This is a genomic window from Pandoraea nosoerga (genome assembly GCF_902459585.1).
Classification (GTDB): Bacteria; Pseudomonadota; Gammaproteobacteria; order Burkholderiales; family Burkholderiaceae; genus Pandoraea; species Pandoraea nosoerga.
Window position 1 is genome coordinate 113834 of record NZ_CABPSC010000010.1, and the last position, 17299, is coordinate 131132.

General features: G+C 61.5%; 17 protein-coding genes. 13 read left to right on the top strand and 4 right to left on the bottom strand.

Going from position 1 to position 17299, the window contains the following annotated elements:
• The first annotated feature begins 1 nt into the window (after window position 1).
• The 8 genes from PNO31109_RS14080 to PNO31109_RS14115 all read left to right on the top strand — a co-directional run bounded on the left by PNO31109_RS14080 (window position 2) and on the right by PNO31109_RS14115 (window position 7257).
• Complete coding sequence (locus PNO31109_RS14080) at window positions 2-1582, top strand: hypothetical protein (RefSeq protein WP_145864665.1); 1581 nt, start codon at window positions 2-4, stop codon at window positions 1580-1582.
• Window positions 1557-2489, top strand: a complete 933-nt coding sequence (locus PNO31109_RS14085; RefSeq protein WP_150556102.1) for a glycerophosphodiester phosphodiesterase — start codon at window positions 1557-1559, stop codon at window positions 2487-2489. The genes PNO31109_RS14080 and PNO31109_RS14085 overlap by 26 nt, the downstream gene beginning before the upstream one ends.
• Window positions 2490-2632: 143 nt before the next feature.
• The gene (locus PNO31109_RS14090; protein WP_145864663.1) at window positions 2633-3067 is read left to right on the top strand and encodes a T3SS (YopN, CesT) and YbjN peptide-binding chaperone 1; all 435 of its coding nucleotides are present in this window, start codon (window positions 2633-2635) and stop codon (window positions 3065-3067) included.
• A gap of 62 nt (window positions 3068-3129) precedes the next feature.
• Entirely contained in the window at window positions 3130-3900 is a 771-nt protein-coding gene (locus tag PNO31109_RS14095; RefSeq protein WP_145864662.1) for an RNA polymerase sigma factor, read from the top strand.
• Complete coding sequence (locus tag PNO31109_RS14100) at window positions 3897-4544, top strand: hypothetical protein (RefSeq protein ID WP_150556103.1); 648 nt, start codon at window positions 3897-3899, stop codon at window positions 4542-4544. Before PNO31109_RS14095 ends, PNO31109_RS14100 begins: the two co-directional genes overlap by 4 nt.
• Before the next feature lie 275 nt (window positions 4545-4819).
• Entirely contained in the window at window positions 4820-5596 is a 777-nt protein-coding gene (locus tag PNO31109_RS14105; protein ID WP_145864660.1) for a hypothetical protein, read from the top strand.
• 90 nt (window positions 5597-5686) lie between these two features.
• The gene (locus PNO31109_RS14110) at window positions 5687-6475 is read left to right on the top strand and encodes a DUF4852 domain-containing protein (RefSeq protein WP_174966391.1); all 789 of its coding nucleotides are present in this window, start codon (window positions 5687-5689) and stop codon (window positions 6473-6475) included.
• Window positions 6476-6573: 98 nt separating this feature from the next.
• Window positions 6574-7257, top strand: a complete 684-nt coding sequence (locus tag PNO31109_RS14115; RefSeq protein WP_145864658.1) for a class I SAM-dependent methyltransferase — start codon at window positions 6574-6576, stop codon at window positions 7255-7257.
• A gap of 29 nt (window positions 7258-7286) precedes the next feature.
• On the opposite strand, the gene PNO31109_RS14120 is transcribed toward PNO31109_RS14115, so the two are convergent.
• Window positions 7287-7874: a hypothetical protein gene (locus PNO31109_RS14120; RefSeq protein ID WP_150556104.1), complete on the bottom strand. Its 588-nt coding sequence runs from the start codon at window positions 7872-7874 to the stop codon at window positions 7287-7289.
• Between the two features lie 67 nt (window positions 7875-7941).
• On the opposite strand from PNO31109_RS14120, the gene PNO31109_RS14125 reads away from it, so the two are divergent.
• The 5 genes from PNO31109_RS14125 to PNO31109_RS14145 all read left to right on the top strand — a co-directional run bounded on the left by PNO31109_RS14125 (window position 7942) and on the right by PNO31109_RS14145 (window position 13814).
• Window positions 7942-9075: a TauD/TfdA family dioxygenase gene (locus tag PNO31109_RS14125; RefSeq protein WP_145864656.1), complete on the top strand. Its 1134-nt coding sequence runs from the start codon at window positions 7942-7944 to the stop codon at window positions 9073-9075.
• A gap of 149 nt (window positions 9076-9224) precedes the next feature.
• Window positions 9225-10205 (top strand): aminotransferase class I/II-fold pyridoxal phosphate-dependent enzyme, encoded by a 981-nt coding sequence (locus PNO31109_RS14130; RefSeq protein ID WP_150556105.1) that lies wholly within the window; start codon window positions 9225-9227, stop codon window positions 10203-10205.
• 5 nt (window positions 10206-10210) lie between these two features.
• Window positions 10211-11464 carry a hydroxymethylglutaryl-CoA lyase-like TIM-barrel protein gene (locus PNO31109_RS14135; protein ID WP_145864654.1) on the top strand — a complete coding sequence of 418 codons (1254 nt, stop codon included), beginning with the start codon at window positions 10211-10213 and terminating at the stop codon, window positions 11462-11464.
• Complete coding sequence (locus tag PNO31109_RS14140; protein WP_145864653.1) at window positions 11461-12222, top strand: nucleotidyltransferase family protein; 762 nt, start codon at window positions 11461-11463, stop codon at window positions 12220-12222. Before PNO31109_RS14135 ends, PNO31109_RS14140 begins: the two co-directional genes overlap by 4 nt.
• On the top strand, window positions 12219-13814 hold the full coding sequence (locus tag PNO31109_RS14145) for a glycosyltransferase (RefSeq protein WP_150556106.1): 1596 nt from the start codon (window positions 12219-12221) through the stop codon (window positions 13812-13814). The genes PNO31109_RS14140 and PNO31109_RS14145 overlap by 4 nt, the downstream gene beginning before the upstream one ends.
• Window positions 13815-15019: 1205 nt before the next feature.
• Here the strand turns inward: PNO31109_RS14145 and PNO31109_RS14150 are convergent.
• From PNO31109_RS14150 to yiaY, 3 genes are all read right to left on the bottom strand, one after another.
• The gene (locus PNO31109_RS14150; protein WP_150556107.1) at window positions 15020-15316 is read right to left on the bottom strand and encodes a hypothetical protein; all 297 of its coding nucleotides are present in this window, start codon (window positions 15314-15316) and stop codon (window positions 15020-15022) included.
• Between the two features lie 235 nt (window positions 15317-15551).
• Window positions 15552-15848, bottom strand: coding sequence for a hypothetical protein (locus PNO31109_RS14155; RefSeq protein ID WP_150556108.1), 297 nt, complete (start codon window positions 15846-15848; stop codon window positions 15552-15554).
• A 238-nt stretch (window positions 15849-16086) separates the two neighbouring features.
• On the bottom strand, window positions 16087-17235 hold the full coding sequence (gene yiaY / locus PNO31109_RS14160) for an L-threonine dehydrogenase (protein ID WP_150556109.1): 1149 nt from the start codon (window positions 17233-17235) through the stop codon (window positions 16087-16089).
• Window positions 17236-17299: the final 64 nt, after the last annotated feature.

Consider the following 17299-nt stretch of genomic DNA (forward strand, 5'->3'; position numbering starts at 1 on the left):
CGTGCGCAATACCCTGCTGAAACAGACGGCGTTTCTGATCGCCCTCACGCTGGTCTACCTGACTTTCGAACTCGGCTTCAACGGGCGCCTGCTCGACGTGGTGGGCGGCACCGCCACCATCGACGATGTGCATCACATCGAAGTCTACGGGCGCACGCTCTCGGGCATTGCGGCGGCGCTGTTCGTGCTGCAATGGCTCATGGGCAAGCGTACGAGGAGTGGCAAGGACGGCGGCAAGGATGGCGGCAAGAAGTCGCCCGGCTTGCGCACCATCGGCATTGCGTGCCTCGTGACCATCGTCGTGGTGTATTTCGCCATCAAGACCTTCGTCGACGTGCTGGTGACCACACGCGACGCCGAGTTCCGTCGCATTGCCGCGAACACGATTCTGTTGCAACGCTCGCTCGTCGAGGGACGTCTGCAACTGGACGGTCTCACGGGCAACGACACGGTGTTCGCCAAGCCGCAGGGCAAGGCGTTTTTGGCGCTGTTCCCGGTGCTGGCCGTGTCGGTCGACCGGCTCGACGAGAAGACCCGCGCGGTCAAGGCGACGCTGGTGCGCGAAGCGGTGCGCCGCGAGATCGGCGGCGCGAAGGGCTACTACGACAACTATCGTGACGCGATGAAGCGCCTGCACGACGACTGGAGCAAGTACGCCGCGATCATTCCCGATGGCGATTCCGGTCTGATCGCCGAGCAACAGCGCGCGTGGAACGACTATCGCGCCCGCTTGTCGCGCCGTGGCTGGCAGCCGGAGACGGTGCCGTTCTACGCGCGCGGCAAGGTGAGCGCGAGTGTTCGCCGCGATCTGCCTGCGCTGCCCGGCAACTGGCATCCGGGCGATATGGTGTCGTTCTATCGTGCGGTTGCGGTGAAGTACCGTCAGCAGGCCGCGCGCAAGGTCCACAGCGTGGAAGTCGGCGGCGAGACGATTCCGCCGGGGCTCTCGTACGAAGCGTTCGTGGCCCGTGCGGGCGTGCAGAAGGAACTGCGCAAATCGCTCGGTCTGCCCGCGAGCGCCACAGTGCAGCCGTCGTACGCCAGCACCGAAGCATTCGGTCAGTTGTTCGACGCCTTCTCCGACGAGCAGGCGCGCTTGCAGATGAGCAAATACGATGCGAAGCCCGCCGACTTCGAGGATGGCGGCAAGTACGCGCAGGAAGGCATCGACGCCACGCGGGCAGCCATCGTGCCCGCCGTCGCACTGTTCTTCTCGCTGTTGGGCGCCATCGCACACTTCTCCAAACTGTTGTTCCTGAGCGCCAAGTGCCTGATGCTCATGCGCACCGGCCCGGATGGCGAGTTGAGCCGCCGCGCCTCGCGCACGGCGCTCGCCGTACTCTTCTGCGCGATGATCGGGGTGTGGTCGATCCTGTCGATGGCGTCGAACGACATTACCCGCAGCGACTTGTTCGGCCAGATGATGTCGTGGGCGCGCACGGGAGCCTCGGGCGGTCGTGCGCTGACCAACATCGCGCATGTGGTCGTGGTGGGACAGGGCTACGGTTATCCGCTCAACGAAGCGATTCGCAAGGATGTTCTGCAAGGGCTGAACTATGGCTATCACCCGGCTGCGCACTAACACCGCCGCGCTTGCGTTGACGGTACTGGCGGTGGCGGCCTCGCCGTCGTATGCCGCCTGTCTCGGCATGCAGATTCACGCGCATCGCGGCTCGGCTGCCGACCCCGAGAACTCCGGCAGCGCGCTGCGCAGCGGCTACGCCGGGAAATGGGACGGTGTGGAGACTGACATGCAGCAGTTGTCCGACGGTACCTGGGTGCTGCATCACGACCTGCGCACGGGCCGCTCCGTGCTCGCGGGCGCACCGCGTCCGGTGGCTCAGCTCACGAGTGCCGAGTGGCGTGCCGCACGCATGACGCTCAATGGCCGGCCGACTGCCGAGGCGCCGCCGTTTCTGTCCGACGCCCTTGCCATCGCAAGCCGCTATCCGGGCAAGACGCTCAACGCGGAAATCAAGGAAGTCGTCGGCAACTGTGCACCGATTCAGGGGCTGGTGGCGCAGATGCGCCAGGGCATCTCGCATGGCAACTGGTTCCTGACGTCCGGGTTGTTGCATAACCTGCGCTGCGCGCGCACGTCCGATGCTCAGGGGTATATGGGGCTGATCGTGTTCGATGGGCGCAATGCCGAGGCGGCGGCGTCGAACCGCTGGACGAAGATGATTGCCAAGCACGCCAAGGCCCCCGTGCTCGACCGGAACTGGATGAACCGGCTGGTCGCAGAGCTTGGCCTGCCAGCCGGCATTCACGTCGACGCGCGCACCATGGACGCCAACCCGGATCTGCTGGCAGACGCCACGGCCTCAGGGCTGGCGGTCTTCGCCTATGCGGTGCAGGGAGACGCCGCGCTTGCGGACGCCATCGGCCGGGCGCGGGCACGCACCGGGAAACTGCCGAGTGGTGCGGTGATCGATGGCGATGCCGACGCTTTTTGCCGTCGCGTTGCGAGCACCACCGGCCTGCACTGAGTCGTCGTGACGTAAAACCTTTCCGGTTTTCCGCTTCTGCTGCGAATAGGGGATGTCGGCGCCTTGCCGCCAGCCCGCCGGTCACCGCCGGCGGGTCCATCCCGATCGCATTCGGATCTCTTGCGGATCCTCAGGAGCCAGCCATGCATCAAGCCATTCCGACCCTGCTCGATTACTTCAAGCGCGAGGGCTATGTCGCCCATGTGGACGACGACGGCGACATCGTCTTCAAGCGTGAAGGCATGAACTACGCCCTGTGTTTCGATCGCGAGGACCCGGAATTCTCCAAGTTGCTCCTGCCCAACGTGTGGTGTATCGATACGCCGCAGGAGCGGGCGTTTGTGTTGCACGCCATGAACGAGATCAATCGTCGCTACAAAGCCATCAAGATCCACACCGTTGACGACCAGGTGTGGCTGGCCGTCGAGATGTGGCTCGTCGATCAGGCCGACTGGACGGAGCACCTGCCGCGTGCGGTGCGGGCGTTGTCGCATGCGCTGTTCCGGTTTGCGGAGCAGATGCGGATCTCGGTAGAGGAGGCACGTGGGGCCAATGAGACACTGCGGCTGAATCACTGATTCAAGCGGGGACGGTACGGCGCGGATCACGTAGAATTCGCGCTGGACTACGCCCTGCCCGCATGAAAAGCGACGACATCGACAACGAAGAACTGACGCGCCTGCTGCGCAAGTTCGGTAAAGCCGGAGACCGCAGCCGCGAGGCGCTTGCGGCACACCGCAAATTCTACGATCACATTGCCCGCGTGCTCGACCGCCAGGCATTGCAGGCGACCAATTACAACGAAGATCTGGCCGTCACCGCAGTGCAGGACGCCTGGCTGCGCATTCTGCGCAAGGCCGAGACCTACGATCCGGCCCGCGCTACGGTCAAGACTTGGGTCAAAGACATCACGTACAAATGCGCGATCGATGTCTTGCGCAAGCACTACAAGCACAATCGCAATACCCCCCTGTCCAATGAGGATGCTGCGTCGGCCAAGGCCGATGGCGACGCCATGGCCACCCCTACCGGTGCCGGCCACTGGCTCGCAACCGCGCCTGTTTCCGATCCTGACGAAACCGCCTGCGACTTGCCGTCACCGGAAGACCGCGCCTACGGTTCGCAACTGGATCGCGTGATGCGCGCCTGTCTCAACACATTGCCGACCGGCGACGGGCCGAACTACCGGCTGGCAATGGAGCTCACGCTGGAGGAAGAACTGAGCTACGCAGACATGACCGTGCGCTTGCAGGAACAGACGCCGCCCGGGGTGCTCATCAATGCCGAACAGGTGCGCGGCTGGGTCCGGGCGGCCACGCAGCGTATGCGTCGGTGTGTGTCGGCGAAACTCGGCTGGGAGCGTCCGAAGCGAGGCGGCCCGGCCACGGATCAAATGGAGACGCGCGCATGACGAACGACGATCAGGACCGCTTCCGCGCGCTGGCACTGCTGTATGTCTGCGGCAAGGTCGACGACACCGAGTCGGCATGGATGAAGCAGAAATTGGCGGCGCATCCCGAATGGCAGGCGGTGCTCGACGAGGAGCAGCGCTTTGCCGACGCCACCCGCGACGCCATCGATGCAAGCTACGCCGAGCATCGTCCGCTGGTGGCATTCGATGAGCTGCCCACGCTGGCGCCGGAGCGCGGCGCACTGTCGTTGGCGGAGCGCTTGCGTGCGTGGTGGACGCGTCCGATACCGCGCGGCTGGGCGTTCGCCTCTCTCGCCGCACTGGTGCTGGTGGCCGGTACACAGACGATGCGTCTGGCCGAAATGGCATCGACGTCCGAAGACAACGGCGCAAGCGCGATGCGTGGCGCACCGGTGTCTCCTGCGCCGGGTGTGCCGATGGTTCAGGTGATCTTCGCAGACGGCACGACCGTCGCGCAACTGCGCAAGGCGATAGGCGATCTGCAACTGGATATCGTGCGCGGTCCCGACGAGGACGGCATGATCTGGCTCGCAGTGCCCACGGGGAACGCTGCGAAGGCGCTCACGGATCTCAAGGCGACGGGGCTGCTGTCATACGGCGAAGTGGTGGACGACCCGCACTGACCGGGGGGGCGCTGCTGCGCATCGACACGCACGATCAAGGGGGCTTCGGCCCCCTTTGCTTTTGTCCGCGCGCCTATCGCGTCGCGCGGGGATTTCGCCCGCGAAAATATTTCTCAGATTCTCTTCCGGTTTTGCCGGGCCGCTCCGAATAGGGGGTATCCGCCGCGATGCTCGATGAGCCCGGCGGGCAACGACGCGGGCCCGTGAGACGGCCGTGCGCTCGACCCAACCCCTCGGCGTGCCGCAGATGCGACACCAAGCACTGGAGAGAAACGATGAACCAACGTGGCAAGATTTTGCGCGACACGAGCACCGGCCCCGGCCTTGTCAGCATTGGCGGTCGCCAATATCCGTTCACCCTGGAAGGTGTGTGGCAATCGGAGCAGGCCCCCGCTGTGAACATGACGGTCGATGCGCTGATCGACGAAGCGGGCCAGTTGGTGCAACTGCGCGCGGTCTCCGATAGCCAGCTCGCCCGCGAGGCGACCGACGAGGCACTCTCCGCAGTCAAGCAGCGCGGTAATGCGCTCGTGGCCCGCTTCGGGGCGCGCACGCTCGGCGCGATGGGCTTGCTGGCCGTGTCCTGGTTCTTCCTGAACACCATCACGGTGCAGGTGTCGTCGAACTACAAGGTCGGCATTTCGCTGTGGAAGCTGCTGGGCCTGATCAATGCGCCGGGCGGCATGATCAACGCGCTGGGCGGTAACGGCGGCAGCGCAGGTGTGTACGGCGTTGTGGCCGCAGTCGCACTGTTCGCGCCGCTGGCCCCCTACTTTGTGCGCGATCCGCGCGCGCATCTCGCGAACCTGTTGCCGCTCCTCTTCATGGGGGTGCTGATGGCCGGCATCTACATGAACATCAGCGATGGCATTTCGCAAGCACAGGGCGCGGCAACGATGTTCGGCGGCAAGCAGGCGGCAGACTTCGCCAGCGAACTCGTTCGTGAAGCGCTCAAGGCCGTGTCGATCGGTCTGGGGGGATATCTCGCCGTGCTGGTGAGCCTGTATCTCGCGGCAAGCGGCGTGCTCGGCTGGACGGCGGCCAAGCGCTGATTCGCACCGTCGACCGACATCGACTTCACGCGTCATTCCTACTTACGAACGCACTCGAATCCCGAGTATTCCTCAATAAGGATGCCCATCATGCATACGCACACGCTCGCTCTGCAACGTACTTTCAAACATCTTGTGCTGACGGCGGCGTTCGCCGCAGCGTCGGTCGGATTGTCGGCCTGTGGCGACAAGGCGCCGCAGGGCAAGCCCGCCGCCGACACCGCCCCCGCAACGCCGAATCTGGCCGACGCGACTTCGCCGCGGGCCGTGGCACAGGCGCAGCAGCAGGCCGCGCAGGCGGCGCTGCCCAAGGGAGATCCGGCCACGCCCGCATCGAGCTACGTCGAATACAACAGCGGCAATCAGTTGATGTTTGCGTACCTCGCGCTGGCCGACATGCCGGTCGACTACGATCAGATCGCCAATCGCATGTCGCGTGACTATGCGGGTGCGAACGACGAGTTCCGCAAGCGCGATCTGCTCGCAGCCCTCAAGCCACGAATCGATCAGGCGGTTGCGCAGGCCAAGGCACAGCGCTACTTCCGCATTACCGTGAGCAATCCTGTCCAGAAGTACGACTTCGAGAAGAAGAGCTTCCCGCTCGACAGCTCGCTGTGGGAGAGCGGCTCGTTCCGCTATTTCTACGATAACGGCGAGTACCGTCTGAGTTTCAGCAATGGCGATGGCTTCCGTTATCTGGCGGTTGCCAATGAAGACGCAGCCCGCAACATTGAGTCGATGCGCGCGCGTGGCGCGGCGCCGACGCTGGTGGTCTATGGCTACACGCAATCCGCCGACATGTCGAACAAGGCCGTCAAGGCACAAATCGTCAAGGTGGCGCTGGTCGATCGTCAGGGCAACGTGTTGGCCGAGCAATAATCCGGCCTGAGTGCGGGAGGCGCGTAATTAGGCTCGGAATCCATCTGGGAATGCCTCAAGATATGTTGTAACGTACTGCACTTAGGTGTTCCTGCCCATTGGGACTGTTGCACAACGAGCGCTCCTCCCGCGCTCGCAAAAAAATGCATTCGATTATGTCAATTCGAGCCGGCTACGATACGTGGTCCACCACGTACGACAACGACGAAAACATTACACGTGACCTCGACTCCAGGGTGACAGAGAAGCAGTTTGCGAATCAGGCTTTCCAGGCGGTCATTGACTGCGGCTGTGGCACGGGAAAGAACATTCCATTTTTTGCGGCGCGTGCGGAAAGCGTTCTGGGAATGGATTTTTCTGCGGGAATGATCGGTATCGCACGTCAAAAAGAGGTGCGCTCAAACGTTGCATTCCTGGAGTGGGATATCAGCCAGCCGTGGCCGGTGGACAGTGCCTCACATGATCTGATCAGTTGCAATCTGGTGTTGCAGCACGTGGAACGACTCGACGCGGTGTTTGCTCAGGTGCGGCGCTGCCTGAAGCCGGGAGGTCGTTTTTTCATCAGTGAGCTCCATCCCATAAAGAAGTATCAGGGCAGCATGGCGCGCTATGTCCGCAATAGCGAGGACCTGACGGTGCCTGCGTTTGACCATCAGATCAGCCACTTTCTCCAGGCGGCGCGGCAACATCAGCTTCGCCTGGTGGATATGGATGAGGCCTGGCATGACCGCGATGCGGGGCGTCCGCCCAGGCTGGTCACATTCCTCTTTGAGAAAATCTGACACAGCAAGCCCATGGACGGCACCCCGGTCTATCGGATGACCCAGACCTCCTTGTCAATTTCCTGCCAGAGTGTCTCCAGAACGCCAAGGCGGGGTGCCGACTGCATTGCGACTGCGAGAGGACTGACCATGCGCACGACGTTCCCGGCCACGCCGGGTTGGCGTGGCGACAGGAAGTCCAGGTATTCCCGCGACAAGGATGAGGCGTCGATCCAGTCTGTCAGTTGTCGACATTGCTCGATCCAACGCTGTAGTGCCGCGGCAGGCATGCCTTCTTCCACGCGGCATCGATCGAGGAACTCGTGCATGGCTGCTACCGTTTTTGAAATGTCGCGGGCGATCTCGGCAGCATCAGGCGCCTTTCTGACCGAACGCCGGCGATGTTGCGCCTGTGCCAGCCGTACCAACGCATCTGCGCTGACGGACGTTGCCGACAGGCCATCGAACCCGTTCAGTCTGGGGATATCGTCAGAATGCAATTTTCCACAGAAATCCAAAATGAAATAAAAGCGTGTCTGCGGAAAGCGTATGTTCGATCTGACGTACGATTTTAAGAATTTTTTATCCAGATCATCCATGGTCTGAATAGGCGATTTCGGCATGTGCGTAGCGTTCATTGCCTAGGGCGACGACTGCAAATTTGGATGATTTCGTATTTTATTTCAGATTTCGATATCGGTAGAAATGCATAAGATCAACGGCATTGTCACGGTTGAAGTGGGTTCGCGTTTTATGGACGTGGCTTGGCGCGACGGGAGTGTCAGCCGTTACAGCAAGTTTTGGCTGCGCGACAATTGTGCGTGCGAGATTTGCGGCGACCATGAAAGCGGCAGCCGTTTTCAGTCGTGGCTGAAGATTCCGCAGGACGTGACGTTGCGCCACGTAGCATGGGACGGCGCTTGCCTCGATGTCGTCTGGGATCACGGTGACCATCGATCCCGGTACGACCTTGCATGGCTGCGGCGCAACTGCCATGTGCAAGCCACGTCGCATACGCAGAAGACCCTCTGGGACAGTACCTTGCCCGAGATTCCCACGGCTGACTATCGCCTGGCGTTGCACGACGATCGCGAGCGATACCGGTTGCTCGATCATGTGGTTCGCTATGGCTTCGTGGTGGTGAAGAATGTCGGGACCGATCCCGCAGAAACCGCCACGTTGACCCGGATGCTTGGCTATACGCGTGACACGCATTTTGGCGCCATCACCGATCTGCAACTGCGCGAACAAGGCAGCCATTTGTCCGATTTCCCGGTCGAGATCCTGCCGCATACCGATGAAACGTACCGGCCTGTGCCCACCGGCATCAATGTCTTTCATTGCATAACGCCCAGCCGCGATGGCGGTGGCGTGTCTTCGATGACGGACAGTCACGCCTGCGCGAAACAGCTACAAGCTCTCGACGCTGCAGCGTACGAAGTGCTGTGCAAGACCCCTATTCGTCATGCGCGCCGCGCCGGCAACGAAATCATTGTCTCGAATCATCCCGCCTTTATGAGGGACTCGGCGGGCGAGTTGACGGAGGTGCGTCTTAACGAGCGCACCATGTCTGCCCTGCGCATCGATCCGGAGCAGATGGATGCCGTCTATGCAGCCTTGCGCAAGGCATTGGAGATTGCCTATTCCGGTGCCTATACCGTCTGGTATCCCATGGAAGCGGGTGACGCCATGGTGTTTGACAATCTGCGCGTTCTGCATGGTCGCACCGCGTTCCGAACGGAGCGACTGATTCGACAGACCAATGTGATGCGCGATGAATTCCATGCCCGCCATGCCTTCCTCGCGGAGCAACTGCATTCCATCGGAAGCAACCGCTGATTTTTAATAATTATCTGACTGCTGTGCACAATCTTACAGAAGAACAAATATCGGCTCTGTCCAATCAATTAAATCTGGCGGACGGTCATGCATATCGTGAATTGAGTGCGGAGGAAAGTGCAATTATTCAGAATCTCCCTCGCATCTTCATGCAAGTCGATCGCATGCAGCAGCGAGAAATTGAGCGGGCCTATGTGCAAACGTTTCTCGGGGCGGCACGCCAGACCTGTGATCACGATGCCTGGTCTTACTTCATGTGCTTCACCGCGTCGATCGGCCTGGAAGTCGTGGCGAACTACCTTCGCCTGGAAAAGCGCACCGCGGCGTTGATCGAGCCCTGCTTCGACAACCTGCATGACATCCTGCGTCGCCATGACGTTCCGTTGCAGGTATTCCCTGAGGCTTGGATGCAAAGCCGGCCAGATGAATTGTCGATGCATCTGGAGCGCCTTGAAGCGGACGTGCTGTTTCTGGTTGCGCCTAACAATCCGAGCGGGATGGAGCTGCCGCAGGAAAACCTTCAGGTCGTGATTGATTTCTGCGAAAAGAAAAAATGCCTGCTGGTGTTGGATGCGACCTTCCGCTTTTTTCAGCGGCCCGGGGCAGTCTATGACCAATACGCCATGCTCGCGCGCTCCGGGATCGATTGCATCCTGATCGAAGATACGGGGAAAACCTGGCCAACCAAGGAAATCAAGGCGCCCTTTTTCAGCGTTTCCATGGGGCTGGCGCCGCGCATCGCGCATATCTACTCCGACTTTATCCTCCACGTATCGCCGGTGGCCATCGAGTTGTTGCGGAATTTTGTCGCGTTGGGTACCGAGCAGGTGCACGCCGTCATTGCGGCCAATCGTCTGGCCTTGCAGGAGGCGCTGGAAGGCACCTGTCTCTGTCCGCAAGAGGGGGGGCGCATGAGCGTCGCGTGGTTGCAGGTCACAGGGCCGCGCACGGCCACGCAGTGGCAGGCATTGATGGCGGAACACGGCCTGTCCGTACTCACCGGCGTGCAGTTTTACTGGGCCCATCCTCACGCAGGTGAGAAATACCTGCGCGTGGCGCTCCAGCGCAATCCTGCGATGTTCCAGTTGGCCTGTACCCGCTTGCGGGCCCTGCTGATGGCCGAGGGTTGAAGACTATGTCCGAGGTATCCAATCTGTTGGCGTCCTGGAACCCTGTCCCCGCGCATCAACTGCAACATGTCCGATTGGAAGAGGATATCCGCGACGCCTTGCAAAGCGTACGTTTGCGGCAGCCCGCGCTTGCGGAAAGAATCCGTCTGCTCGAATTGAGCGCCGCGGTTGGCGTGCAACATGCCTTTCTGGGATTTCCGGCGGCATCACCACAAGAGTACGACCGCTGCACAGCGCTGGCCCGGCATGTCCATGACCGGAAGTTGCCGATAGAACCTGTGTTCATGGCCCGGGCCGTGGAGGCCGATGTTCAGGCGATTCTGGCGATCCGCGACGCGACGCAGGCCCCCATGGCTGCGGATATTTTTATCGGCATCAGCGACTTACGGCTGCGGGTCGAACATTGGACGTTCGAACAAGCACTGCAAAAGCTTGAGAAAGCGTGTGCTTTGGCCGCGCGGGAAAACTTGCCGTTCCGGGTGTCGTACGAAGATGCTTCCCGCGCAGGGCCGGACGCGCTGACCCGGGGGCTGCAAGCGGCGACCGACTGGGGTGCCCTCATCGTCGTGATTTGCGACACCGTGGGTGACTGTGTTCCCGAGGGGGCCCGGCGTCTGACCGAATTCGTGATGAATGTGCTCGCACGGATCCATTCCTCCGTGGAAATGGGCTGGCATGGTCACAATGACAAAGGCTTGAGTCTGGCCAACGCGTGGGCGGCCGCCACGAGCGGGGCGTCAATGATAAGCGGCACTTTTCTGGGCGTCGGCGAGCGCACCGGCAATACGCCGCTGGAGCAGTTCATCTGGTTGTTGCGGGAAGCCGGCAATAGCCACTTCGCTCTGGAACCCATGGCGCGCTTATGTGCCCTTTTTGCCGAATCCGCGGGCATCGGCATTGCCCCGCAGGCGCCGCTGGTCGGCGCTGATGCGTTTAGCACCTCTACGGGCACCCATGTCGCCGCAATTCTCAAGAGCCGCGACTTCGGCGAGGCCTATGAGGATCTGGTCTACTCGGCCGTGCCGGCGCGCGCACTCGGTCGCGAGCAGGCTTTGTTGCTCGGGCCGGGCAGCGGCCGCGCTGCGGTGGAGTATGCGTTGCATGCCTGTGGTGTAGACGTGCAGCCGGAACGGGTCGCGCGCCTTTGGGCGTATTGCCGTAGCCGTGAGGGCTGCCTGACGGGCATGGATGAGATCCGCCTCGTCGTCGGGCAATTGCTTCGGGACGAGGCGTCTTCCCCAGTCGGAGCGTCGTCATGAGCGCCCGGCCGGTTGCGGTCGGGCCGGTGCTTGAGCCCGCGCTGGCGGACGCACTGCATCAGTATTTTGTCCACGCCGATGTGCAGCAATTGCTGGTGCAACTCCGGGCCTTGATGCCCATCCCCTTTTCGGGGGTGGTGCTGTATGGCAGCCTGGCGCGGCGTCCGTTGCCGGCGGAAATCGGCGACTCGGATGTCGACTTGCTGCTGCTGACCGATGAGCCTGCCCACGGCGGCATTTTCGGTTTTGCGCAGGAGGTTCAGGTGGATCTGCATGTGCAAACGCGCGCCGACACACTGGCTGACTTCGCGTCAAACTGGGTTTACGCAGATGCGCGAATTCTCTGGGACGGAAGGCCACCCGAACTGCTGCAATGGCAAAGCACGCTGCGCGCCTGGAAGAGCGCTCACCGGCCCGAGTGGAACGAGGTGGATCGTTTGCGCAATCAGGTTTGGGCTGAGCGACTGATCCGTCGGCTTGAGAAGCTGGCTCCCGTGGATGAAGGGAAAGCCTGGCTGCTGTCGTCACGGCTGATTGCCGCCATACCGCAGTTCCATGCACACGTGCGTGGCATGCATACCACTTCGTTTAGCCAATGGTGGGGTGCGTTGGCGGTCAGCGACCCGCTGTTGCATGACCGGCTGGACCAGTACCTTTGCGCCAGACAACTCGGCCCGCAAACACTGAGAGAGATTTTTGCTCTGATTTTCGAGGCTCCCGTGCCCTGCGATCCCGGCCAATCGGTGCCTATGCCATGACACGCCCCCGTATTTCGGTGCTGCTCGCCGTTTTCAACGGAGAAGCGTTCCTGTCGCAGCAGTTGGAAAGCCTTGCTGCGCAGACGATGTTGCCCGATGAGCTGGTTGTGTGCGATGACGCATCCACGGATACCAGTTGGGACATCCTGGAGCGCTTTGCAGCGCGGGCTCCCTTTGCCGTACGGATGCAGCGGAATGAAAAAAATCTGGGCTATTCGCGGAATTTCGGTCGCTGTCTGGAAATGGCGCAAGGAGAGATTCTGTTTTTCTGTGATCAGGACGATGTCTGGTTTCCGGAAAAAATTGCATCTGTGGTGCAGAAAATGGAGTCCCGGGACGATGTTCTGCTGGTGATCCATGACGGAAAACTGGTGGATGAGAATCTGACATGGCAAGGCGCATGCAAGCTTGAACAGGTAGCGGCGGATAAGCGTTTCGCGTTGCAGGTCGTGGACAAACTGGACAAGACGGCACAAAGCCAAGCTTTGCTGCAGACTATCTACAGCAGCAAGGTGGCCAGTGACTTTGCGCCGCCCTCAATTCAGTCGCTGCATTACTTTGGTCGTGGCCTCAGTCGGGAACAAGCCGAAGCCCTCCAGAAGGCGCCTCGCGCGCTGATCTTGACCTTTGCCCACCCAGCCAGCCAAAGCGTCACAGCTCTGCGGCGGGCCGAACAGTTCGTTGCAGAATTGGCGAAGAAAGGCCATGCCATCATCTGGGACGACGAAACGCGCGAAGCCTTCACCCCTGAGGCATGGGAAACGAGTCGTTCGGGCGCGTGGGATGGCGACACTCCCGACGTATCGAAGCAGATCGTCATTCACGCATACAAGAGTGGAGAGGCTACCCGCGCAATTTCGTTGGGCATGGCGCGGTTTGGCTTACCAGACATCGTTATCAACGACAGCACTTGGTCGCTCAACCGTCCGCTAGGGAACACGATCAATGCGGTAGCCCAGCAACTTGTTGAAGCCGGCGCGCCAAACGACAGCGCAACCGTGCAACTTAGGGTAGCGAGCATCCGTCATGCTGCAGTACGCAAGCGCTTGACTGACAGCATCCTGTCGGGTGGCAAGGGTGAAGGGCGTTTGCGGTTGGTGGAGGCCGCACCAGAAGCCGGAGACCCCAACAATGCGCTCGCTGCATTGAGCTTCGACGCTTATCCTGGCCGAGACATCACCGAACGCCAGACCAATTTTGTGATGGCGGTATTTGGCGCCCAGCCGGACGAAGTGGCCTACGTCAGAGAGGGCGCCGCATTACGCGCCGCAAGCGAACGCGCCCGCGCTCAATTGCCGGCACTGCAGCAAGCATTCCAGCGGGGGCTCGCGCCAGGTGAACAACTGCAAGTAAAGGCGCCATTTACCACCCGAGATGGCAGTCGCGAATGGATGTGGATCGAAGTCACAGAGTGGAAAGGCGACCGGATCAAGGGCATGTTGCGCAATGAGCCGCGCAATGTGGGTGGCCTGAAGGCCGGGCAGATGGTTGAGGCTCGCCAGTCGGAGCTCTTTGATTATCTGCGAGTCTTCCCTGATGGCCACACCGAGGGCAACGAGACATCCAAGATATTGAAGCAGGCGGCGCATTGAGGCTGAGGGGCGGTGGAGCTCGCTTCATTACTTCTTCTTTTGATGGCCATGGTGCAACAGCGCCGCGCCGGTCGATGAAACCGACCATCCGAGTCAAGGGATCCCGACTGACACGGCATTTTCTATGCTTCCCCGCGTTTCCGTACCGGCCAAGAGATCTACTGCCACTGTTAACCGCACTTACAGCGTGAATCCTTAGTCTAGGCGCGGCGGGCCAGTCACCTAAGGTTCTGCCTGATGCAACTTTATGCGCGAGCTGGGTGCTCGCCTCAAAGAAAAAGGGCTGCCCACGGCAGCCCTTCCTCTGTCGTCGCGGAGGTGGTCAGTCAGTGCAGTTCGCCGCTCAAGCGCTACACAACGGTCGCCGGCTTGTTGTGATTCCTCAGCTTCCGTCGTAGGCGTAGGTGTCGTGCTGAGCTCGGCAACTTCCACCAACATCGAGGCGATGTGGTGCCTCGTGTTTGCGTTCCAATCCATATCAGCGCGGCGGCTTCACCGACGGTTTCCGGGCGAATAGTGGCTTGCCATGCTCGTTATGGCGGGTGTTTGTTGTATGGCCGGCTGAGCGTCGTTTTTCCTCCCGTCCCCTCTCTGACACTTCAATGTGGCGCGCCTATACGCGGCGCTTGCCGGGATATTCGCCTTCAGTTCTGGGCATGGCGTTTCCAATGCCAACGTTGGCGTCGGGGCTGCACAGGCGCAGCGCCCGGACGCGAGCGGCATTCGCCGCCATGAAAGTCGTTCGAAGCGGCGCTCGCAATGGGGCCACGCTCGCGGCAAGTCGATTCCAGATGACTTCGACTTGCCCCTTCTGCCCTTGCGTCCCTTCGCCTCTTTTGCCCTTCCACGCGCGCCGCGGCCGCGGGCTTCTCGGCCATCCTGGCCATCGCCCGCTTGCTCGCCTTACGCCTGCAATGACGGTGGAGGCTCAACCCGGCACGGCAACGCCGGTTTCGCGATTCGCATGGTTTCTTTCCGCTCCTCCGCGAATGCCGTACTGCTCAATGCCGATCCCGACCATCCTGAGATCGCGCCGGCACCGGCCGGTCCAATCACAATCGGAACCGTCCTACACCCACACGATACGCCGGCGACCGGCCACGATGCCGCGTACCCGCATCGGCGCGCCGGGCGCCCGCTCGTTAGCGCAACGCCAACACGCTCGACGGCCCGCTCCCGGAGCGGGCCCATATCCTCCGCTTCCGTTATCCCATCACCTTGACTGGCATTCCCCGGCCCGGCGAGTAGAGCACCAGGCTGGGGCTGGTCAGGCGATCCGAGGCGACGACGGCGTGCGCGAAGCTGTCGAAGTAGATGGCGTTTTCCGAGTCCGCCACATGAGCCTTCTTGATTTCTCCGGCCGACTCATCCCATTCCAGGCCGAGATATCGCCTGTGCTGATAGAACCAGACGACGTGTCCCTCGCGTGCCAGTGACTTAGGGATATCGAGCCCGCCCCAGTCGCCGCCAGCGCCTGCTTTCGTTCCGTTTCCGACGATCATAGATGTTCCTCATGAAAGGAGGGTTGATTGGCCCATAGTGGCCAATTTCATCATCGCAGCAGTGCCGTGCCTTGAGTTTCAGCAACGTCTGAATCCATTTTCCCGACGCGTCGACACTCGAAACGTATCGACGCCGAAAGAAAACGCGCGCGGCGTATCGACGCAGCCGAACGAAAAAAGGGCCACGCGATTCGCGTGACCCTTCCCGGTCAACCCGATGAACTTGCCGCTATCGTCAGCCCTTCACCTGTGGACGGAGCCCTTTGCCGGGCGAGTAGAGAACGAGACTCGGGCTCACCAGGCGGTCCGAGGCGACAACCGCGTGCGCGAACGTATCGAAGTAAATGGCGTTCTCGGGATTCGCGACATGCGCCTTCTTGATTTCGCCCGCCAGTTCGTCCCACTCCAAGCCCAGATACCGGTTGTGCTCATAAAACCAGACGACATGCCCTTCACGCGCCAGCGATTTCGGAATGTCGAGTCCGCCCCATTTACCGTCCCCACCTGTCTTCGTACCGTCTTTGGCGCTCATAGAGAACCTCCGTAGAAGTGTGTGAATTGGCCGGTCCCGTGGCCAATTTCATCATCGCAGCAGCGCCGGGCCTTGAGTTTCAGTAACTTCCGAATAATTCGTCGAATGCGTCTACGCTCGAAACGTATCGAAACGCATCCGACGGCAATGGGATACGCTCGCAAGGTGTCACAACACGAGTCACGGAAACAGCGGTGACTCGGGGGCATGGAACGCGAAGAGGCGGGGGGCTCCTTGATCAGAACGCCCGCCGGAAAATTTCCTCGATTTCGGCCTGTTCGGCTCGCCGCGGGTTCGTGAAGCCGCACGCGTCCTGCATCGCGTTGGCCGCCAGCGTTGGAATGTCTTCCTGCTTCGCGCCGAGCTCGGTCAGACCCGCCGGAATGCCGATGTCCTTCGACAGGCGGCGAATCGCGGCAATCGCGGCCTTGGCGCCCGCTTCGTCGCTCAGACCATCGACCTTCTCGCCCATGGCCCGGGCGATGTCCTTCAGGCGGCCGGCGCTCACGCTCGCGTTGAACTCCTCCACGTGCGGCAGCAGCACGGCGTTGCAAACTCCGTGCGGCAGATCGTAGAAGCCTCCGAGCTGATGCGCCATCGCATGAACATAGCCGAGCGATGCATTGTTGAATGCCATCCCCGCAAGGAACTGCGCATACGCCATGTTCTCGCGCGCCGTCATGTCGTCACCGTGCGATACGGCGCGCCGCAGGTTCTGTGAGATCAGCGTCACGGCCTTCAGTGCGCAGGCGTCGGTGATCGGTGTCGCGGCCGTCGAGACGTAGGCTTCGGTCGCGTGCGTGAGGGCGTCCATGCCGGTGGCCGCACTCAGCCCTGGGGGCATGGCTGCCATCAACGCGGGATCGTTGACCGACAGCAGCGGCGTCACGTTGCGATCGACGATCGCCATTTTCACGTGGCGCTTTTCATCCGTGATGATGCAAAAGCGCGTCATCTCGCTTGCCGTCCCGGCCGTCGTATTGATGGCGACGAGCGGCAACTGCGGCTTCTTCGAGCGATCGACGCCCTCGTAGTCGGCAATCGTCCCGCCGTTGGTCGCACACAAGGCAATGCCCTTCGCACAGTCGTGCGGCGAGCCGCCGCCGAGCGAGATCACGAAGTCGCACTGATGCTGCCGGAGCAGTGCGAGGCCGGCTTCCACGTTGCCCACCGTGGGGTTGGGCTTCGCGCCATCGAAAATCACCGACTGGATGTCCTGCTGCGCCAGCAGCTTCGACACTTTCCCGGCAACACCGGCCTTGGCGAGTCCCGCGTCGGTCACGATCAACGCGCGGCGAAAAGGGTATTGACGCAGCGCGGCAATCGCCTCGTCGAGACTGCCGATGCCCATCATGTTGACTGCGGGGATGAAGAAGGTCGTGCTCATGGTCGTGCTCCTTGTCGATTCCGTGAACGGCGTACCGTCGCGCGTGTCAGGCCATGCGGGGCCG